Source organism: Caballeronia sp. M23-90 (assembly GCF_053574605.1).
Window position 1 is genome coordinate 1 of record NZ_JBSIPA010000396.1, and the last position, 6,123, is coordinate 6,123.

Annotated in this window: 7 protein-coding genes and 1 pseudogene; 3 read left to right on the top strand and 5 right to left on the bottom strand. The window is 60.8% G+C overall.

Going from position 1 to position 6,123, the window contains the following annotated elements; translation table 11 throughout:
* A pseudogene (locus tag ACRXB1_RS27945) lies at nucleotides 1-197 on the top strand (CobD/CbiB family protein); the annotation flags it as partial.
* A 374-nt stretch (nucleotides 198-571) separates the two neighbouring features.
* Here the strand turns inward: ACRXB1_RS27945 and ACRXB1_RS27950 are convergent.
* From ACRXB1_RS27950 to ACRXB1_RS27960, 3 genes are read right to left on the bottom strand one after another with little or no spacing between them, the layout of a single operon-like run.
* On the bottom strand, nucleotides 572-898 hold the full coding sequence (locus tag ACRXB1_RS27950; protein WP_075359657.1) for a putative signal transducing protein: 327 nt from the start codon (nucleotides 896-898) through the stop codon (nucleotides 572-574).
* Between the two features lie 9 nt (nucleotides 899-907).
* Nucleotides 908-1,834: a ribosome small subunit-dependent GTPase A gene (gene rsgA / locus ACRXB1_RS27955; protein ID WP_449493870.1), complete on the bottom strand. Its 927-nt coding sequence runs from the start codon at nucleotides 1,832-1,834 to the stop codon at nucleotides 908-910.
* Nucleotides 1,831-3,099, bottom strand: coding sequence for a M48 family metallopeptidase (locus ACRXB1_RS27960; protein WP_062000001.1), 1,269 nt, complete (start codon nucleotides 3,097-3,099; stop codon nucleotides 1,831-1,833). The genes rsgA and ACRXB1_RS27960 overlap by 4 nt, the downstream gene beginning before the upstream one ends.
* 147 nt (nucleotides 3,100-3,246) lie before the next feature.
* Between ACRXB1_RS27960 and orn the strand changes: the two genes are divergently transcribed.
* Complete coding sequence (orn, locus tag ACRXB1_RS27965) at nucleotides 3,247-3,870, top strand: oligoribonuclease (RefSeq protein WP_449493871.1); 624 nt, start codon at nucleotides 3,247-3,249, stop codon at nucleotides 3,868-3,870.
* Between the two features lie 34 nt (nucleotides 3,871-3,904).
* Here the strand turns inward: orn and mog are convergent, their stop codons facing one another.
* Nucleotides 3,905-4,525: a molybdopterin adenylyltransferase gene (mog, locus tag ACRXB1_RS27970; protein WP_174364088.1), complete on the bottom strand. Its 621-nt coding sequence runs from the start codon at nucleotides 4,523-4,525 to the stop codon at nucleotides 3,905-3,907.
* Entirely contained in the window at nucleotides 4,509-5,156 is a 648-nt protein-coding gene (yjgA, locus tag ACRXB1_RS27975; protein WP_061999998.1) for a ribosome biogenesis factor YjgA, read from the bottom strand. Before yjgA ends, mog begins: the two co-directional genes overlap by 17 nt.
* 187 nt (nucleotides 5,157-5,343) lie before the next feature.
* Between yjgA and ACRXB1_RS27980 the strand changes: the two genes are divergently transcribed.
* On the top strand, nucleotides 5,344-6,123 hold a 780-nt coding region (locus ACRXB1_RS27980), incomplete at its 3' end, for a TldD/PmbA family protein (protein ID WP_449493872.1).

The following is a 6,123-nucleotide window of genomic DNA, read 5'->3' on the forward strand; positions in this document are numbered from 1 at the left end:
TATCAGCGCGGCTGGCCGGCCCTCTGGCCGAACCACTCAGCGTGGAGGCGTTGGCTGTTGGTGATGCCAGTCCGCTGCCAGTGGGCGATGATTGCACGCCACGGACGCTTCAGTCTGCAGTTGGGCTTGTTTGGCGCGCCGTGATCTTGTGGATGTTGTTGTTGCTCATGCTGAGCATCGCGGTTTGGCTGGCCTGAGGGGTTTGCTCGGGCTGTGCTTTTGGTGTTCTTCGCTGTCTGGGAACTTGATCGCTTCGGTCTATTAGCGTTGCCCCTGTGCGGGGCAGCACTTCATTTCTTTTTCCAAACGGCGAAAAAGAAACGAAGCAAAGAAAACGCCTTCACACCACAACCACTAAATTACCCTCAGCGCACAGCCTCGCTGGTGGCACGCATCTGCCACCGCCCACAATTATCCGGCGCCGTTGAAAAGAACCTTCTCGCCTTTCAATCTTACTTCACACGCTTCGCTTATCAGGCCGTACCGCCTGCCAGGTCGTACCGCCTGCCAGGTCGTACCGCCTGCCAGGTCGTACCGCCTGCTTGGTCTCGCTGGCCCCGCGTTCCTATTTTTATTCGTCGTGCAGCGGGTCTCTCGCCGTTCCGCATTGCCAGCACACCGTGAATTGTGCTTCCAGCGTCTCACCGCATTGCTGGCATCGCCATGACTTTGCGTTCGATGCCGGGCCGCTTCTCGCACGGTTCAATATTTCGTTTGCCAACGCTTCGTCGCGGTCATCCGGTATCCAGATCTCCGGCGCACATTGCTCCGCCGGAATCTCACCCATCGCACCACTCAAATAACGGTTGTGCAACTCGCACGCAATGCCCGCCGTCGACAGCACATTCATCCAGTGATGCGCCGTGATCAGGTTCGGAGCCCGCGTCAATTTTTTCATGCGATGGGGTTATCGGACAATTTGGCTGGCCTCGTGCACCAACTGCGCATACAACTGATGCCGCGCCGGGCGAATCTTGCCTTCCGCCATTGCTTCCAGAATCGCGCAACCCGGTTCGTGCAGATGCCGGCAGTTGTAGAAGCGACACTTGCCCAGGAACGGCCGGAAGTCCGCGAACGCTCGCTCCAGTTGTCCCTCTGAGAGATGATGCAATCCGAATTCCTGGAAGCCCGGCGAATCGATCAAGGACCCGCCGCCCGGCAACGGGTACAACCGGGTGAACGTGGTCGTGTGCCGGCCGCTGTTCAACGCCTTCGATATTTCCCGCGTCGCCACCTCGGCATTCGGAATCAAAATGTTCACGAGCGTCGACTTGCCCATGCCCGACTGTCCGAGCAGCAGCGTCGACCGGTCGGCGAGGCGGGCATCGAGTTCATCGTGGACGTGCTGGGGAGCCGCTTTCGCCGATAACTCCACGACCGTGTACTTAAGCTCCCGATACAGCGCCAGGCGCTTGCGCGCAACCGCGAGCGGCCCTTCCATATCGATCTTGTTCAGCACGATCAGCGGCTCGAGGCCGTGCGCCTCCGCCGCAATCAACGCGCGCCCGAGCAAGTCCTCGCTGAAGTGCGGTTCGGTACCCAGCACGATCATCAATTGATCGAGGTTGGCCGCAAAGAGCTTTGATTTGAACTGGTCGGACCGGTAGAGCAGGTTTCTTCGCTCGCCAATCTCGACAATCACACCCTGATCCGCCGATGACTGTTCGTACTGCACCACGTCGCCCACCGCGATCTCGCTGCGTTTGCCGCGCGGGAAACATTGCAGCATGGCGCTGCCGTCAGCGGGAGCTACCAGGTAATGCCGCCCGTGAGCGGCAATGACCCTTCCTTCAATGCGCGCGTTCGCCGGTTTCTTCGCGTCGCGCGGCCTCATGCGGCGAATTGCATCAGGCGCTCGATGCGCTGCGATGCTGGCGGATGCGATGCGTAAAACGCGGTGTAGATAGGGTCCGGCGTGAGCGTGGACGCGTTGTCCTCGTACAGCTTCACGAGCGCGTTGACGAGGTCGCGCGGGTCGGTCTGGCTCGCGGCGAAGGCATCGGCTTCGAATTCGTGCTTGCGTGAGCTGAGACTGCCGAGCGGCGTCACGAAGAACATGAAGACAGGCAGCGCCAGCATGAACAGCACGAGCGCCAAGCCGTTGTTGTTGCCAATCAGCGATGGCCGCACGCCCAGCCCTTCATAAAACCATACGCATTGTGCAAGCCATCCGAGCAGCGCAAGCATCACGAGGCTGAGCGCGAACGTGACGACCAGGCGCTTGATCACGTGGCGGCGCTTGAAGTGCCCGAGTTCGTGCGCGAGGACCGCTTCTATCTCGCTGCCGGAAAGCCGGGCGAGGAGGGTATCGAAGAAAACGATCCGTTTCGCCGCACCGAAACCCGTGAAGTACGCGTTGCCGTGCGCCGAACGGCGGCTTCCGTCCATCACGAACAAGCCCTTCGCGGCGAAGCCCGTACGCGACATCAGGTTTTCAATCCGCGCGCGCAACGCTTCGTCTTTCAGCGGCTCGAACTTGTTGAAAAGCGGCGCGATGAACGTGGGATACAGGATCAGCACGAGCATCTGGAACGCAACGAGCAGCACCCACGCCCAGAGCCACCACAACGCGCCGGCCTGGTTCATCAACCACAAGGTCACGAACAGCACCGGCAAGCCGATAGCCGCGCCCAGCACGACGCCCTTGATCAGATCGAGGAAAAAGAGCTTCTTCGTCATCCGGTTGAAACCGAATTTCTCTTCGATCACAAAATGGCGGATGTAATCGAACGGCAGGTCGACCACGCTCGTGATCGCCACCACGATAGCGACCAGCGCCATCTGCCCGACGTACCCACGGCCGAGCCAGTCGGTTACGGCAAGATCGATCTGCTGGATGCCGCCGAGCAGCGTCAGCGCAATCAGCAAAGCGGCGCTCACCACGACCTCGACCATGGTCAGGCGCGTGCGCTCGACGGTGTAGTCGGCCGCGCGCTGGTGGGCGGCGAGCGGAATGGTTTGAAGAAACTGCGAAGGCACGTGCTTGCGATGCGCCGCGACGTGCCGGATCTGGCGCGAAGCGAGCCACAGCTTCGTGCCTACCATGCCGACCAGCGCCACGACAAACACGACCGAGAACGCGAGATTGAAATTGGACATCAGCGGAAACCCGATTAAATTATGCGAGAATTATAGGTTCTTGGCCGTCACCGCGCGCATGGCTTGTTGCGCGTCAGCCGAACGGCCGGGTCCTGCAAATCACTTGCGCGCCGTTCCAGGCGTCAAACCCATTCAGGTTGCCCTCCTATGGCCGATTCCGTGCTCGATTCCTCTACTTCCGCTAGCCCGTCAGACCTCGTTCGCAGCGACATGAACCTTGTCTGGCTCGACATGGAAATGACGGGTCTCGAACCCGATAACGACCGGATCATCGAAATTGCGGTGGTCGTGACGAATTCGACGCTCGATAAACTCGTTGAAGGGCCGGTCCTCGCCATCCATCAGGACGAAACGGCGCTTGGCAAGATGGACGAGTGGAACCGCAACACGCATGGCCGCTCGGGGCTGACTGAACGGGTGCGGGCTTCGACGGTGGATGAGGCCGAAGCCACGCGGCAAATCCGCGAATTCCTCGGTCAATATGTGCCGCCGGGCAAGTCGCCAATGTGCGGCAACTCCATCTGTCAGGACCGGCGTTTCATGGCGCGGTGGATGCCGGAACTCGAAACGTTCTTCCATTACCGCAACCTCGATGTCAGCACGCTCAAGGAATTGTGCCGCCGCTGGCAGCCGGCCATCTATAAGGGTTTCCAGAAGCGCGCCATGCACACGGCGCTTGCCGACATTCACGAGTCCATCGACGAACTCAAGTACTACCGCGATCATTTCCTGATCCCGTCGGCAACCGGCGCAGCAGGCGCGGCCGCTTGAACGATGAAGCAACGCTGAAGGAACGTGGCAGCGTTCAGGTCTTTGACGGCCTGAGCGCGCTTTTTGGCCGGAACGAGGCGATCACTTCCGGCCGCGTTTCAATATAAGGTCCGCCGATCAGATCGATGCAATACGGGATCGCCGCGAAGATGCCGGGCACTTTCGTTTTGCCGTCAGCGTCGCGCAGTCCTTCCAGCGTTTCGCGGATGGATTTTGGCTGGCCCGGCAAATTCACGATCAGCGCCGCGTGATCCGCCGTTTCACGAATCACGGCCACCTGGCGCGAAAGAATGGCGGTAGGCACGAAGTTCAGGCTGATCTGGCGCATTTGCTCGCCGAAGCCGGGCATCGGCTTGGTGGCGACCGCAAGCGTGGCTTCCGGCGTCACATCGCGGCGCGACGGGCCTGTGCCGCCCGTGGTCAGGATGAGATCGCAGCCGGTTTCATCGACGAGTTCCAGGAGTGTGGCCGAGATGGTGGCCGTGTCGTCATGAATCAGGCGCGTTTCGGCGCGCCAGGGCGAATTCAGCGCGCTCGCGAGCCATTCCTTCAGCGACGGAATGCCCTTGTCCTCGTACACGCCGTCCGAAGCGCGATCGCTGATCGAGACCAGCCCGATCAGCAATTCGTCCGGATGATTACGCTTTGTAGCCATCGTCGTCATCTCGTTGCGGGAATTCAACGTCGTCACCGTCTTCGGCTTCGATTGCGCTTTCGTCGTCTTCTTCGTCCACGCCCGCAGCGGTCTTGATCCACTGGAACAACTCACGGAAGTAGCGCGGCGGCTTGCTCTGCTCGCGTTCCTTGCGGGCATTGCGGATCAGCGTGCGGCCTTCCTGCGGATCGACACCGGGATGCTTGCGGATGAATTCGGTAAGGGCGGCGTCGTCGGCGAGGAGTTTTTCGCGCGTATGTTCGATCCAGTGCAGCTTGGCGGTTTCAGCGCGATTGACACCGCGATACGTGTCGAGCGCCGTGCGCAGCGCCGCTGTTTCCTCGTCGGTCAGGGAGCGCATCACGCGGCCGACGTATTGCACCTGGCGGCGCTTGCCTTCGTGATCGGTGATCTTGCGGGCGTCGCGGACGGCGTCGTCGAGCTTTTCCGGCATGGGCATGCGTTTGAGCGCATCTTTGGGAAGCTCGATCAGCGCCACGCCGAGCACTTGCAGCGCGAGCATGTCGCGTTTGAGCTGCGATTTGCTCGGGCGGTCGTAGCCGTGCTCGCTGCCATCCTGTTCGGTGGCAACGGCCGGATTTATGGGTTGCGTGCGGGTTTTACGGTTCATCGCGATATTGTACTTGTTCGCAGGGGCCCGCTGGCGCCTCGCGGCATGGACGAACGAAACCAAACACCCCTGGACTTGCTATGATCTTGCGATACACGGAAGCGGTCATGGCGAGCGCTGCGCCACTGAATTCCGGCGCGACCGTTCTGAACCCTTCTGCAACTCGAGCATCCACAGGCAGACAAAAATGGCAGCAGACATGGACGTGAGGCAACGCTTTTTCCCGCACACCCAGGACGAGCTGAAAGAAATTGCGTCCGACATCCTGCGGCACGCGAAGGAACTCGGCGGGACCGATGCCGCTACGGAAATCTCGGAAGGCGATGGCCTTTCGGTCAGCGTGCGTCGTGGCGAAGTCGAAACCATCGAACACAATCGCGACAAGATGGTGGGTGTGACGGTGTTCATCGGCAAGAAGCGGGGGAATGCGAGCACCTCGGACTTCTCGCGCGCTGCGTTGAAGGACACGGTGGCCGCTGCGTACAACATCGCGCGCTTCACGGCCGAAGACAGTGCCGCCGGCCTCGCCGAAGCGGAATTGCTCGAAATGGCGCCGCAGGACCTCGATCTCTATCACCCGTGGGATATCAACGCCGAAGAAGCGGCAGACCTTGCGCGCCGCGCGGAAGACGCAGCGTTCGCCGTCGACAAACGCATTCAGAATTCGGAAGGCGCGAGCGTCTCGGCGCAACATTCGCAATTCGTGCTGGCAACATCGCGCGGGTTCATGGGTGGTTATCCGTTCTCGCGGCATTACGTGGCGTGCGCGCCTATCGCGGGATCGGGGCGCGACATGCAGCGCGACGATTGGTACACCTCGAAGAGAAATGCGGCCGATCTGGCAGACCTTGCGCGCCGCGCGGAAGACGCAGCGTTCGCCGTCGACAAACGCATTCAGAATTCGGAAGGCGCGAGCGTCTCGGCGCAACATTCGCAATTCGTGCTGGCAACATCGCGCGGGTTCATG

Excerpts from the sequence above, each read along its gene's own strand:
- ACRXB1_RS27960 (WP_062000001.1), bottom strand. The coding sequence starts at position 3,099 with ATGTCCAATTTCAATCTCGCGTTCTCGGTCGTGTTTGTCGTGGCGCTG.
- rsgA (WP_449493870.1), bottom strand. The coding sequence starts at position 1,834 with ATGAGGCCGCGCGACGCGAAGAAACCGGCGAACGCGCGCATTGAAGGA.
- ACRXB1_RS27950 (WP_075359657.1), bottom strand. The coding sequence starts at position 898 with ATGAAAAAATTGACGCGGGCTCCGAACCTGATCACGGCGCATCACTGG.
- yjgA (WP_061999998.1), bottom strand. The coding sequence starts at position 5,156 with ATGAACCGTAAAACCCGCACGCAACCCATAAATCCGGCCGTTGCCACC.
- orn (WP_449493871.1), top strand. The coding sequence starts at position 3,247 with ATGGCCGATTCCGTGCTCGATTCCTCTACTTCCGCTAGCCCGTCAGAC.
- mog (WP_174364088.1), bottom strand. The coding sequence starts at position 4,525 with ATGGCTACAAAGCGTAATCATCCGGACGAATTGCTGATCGGGCTGGTC.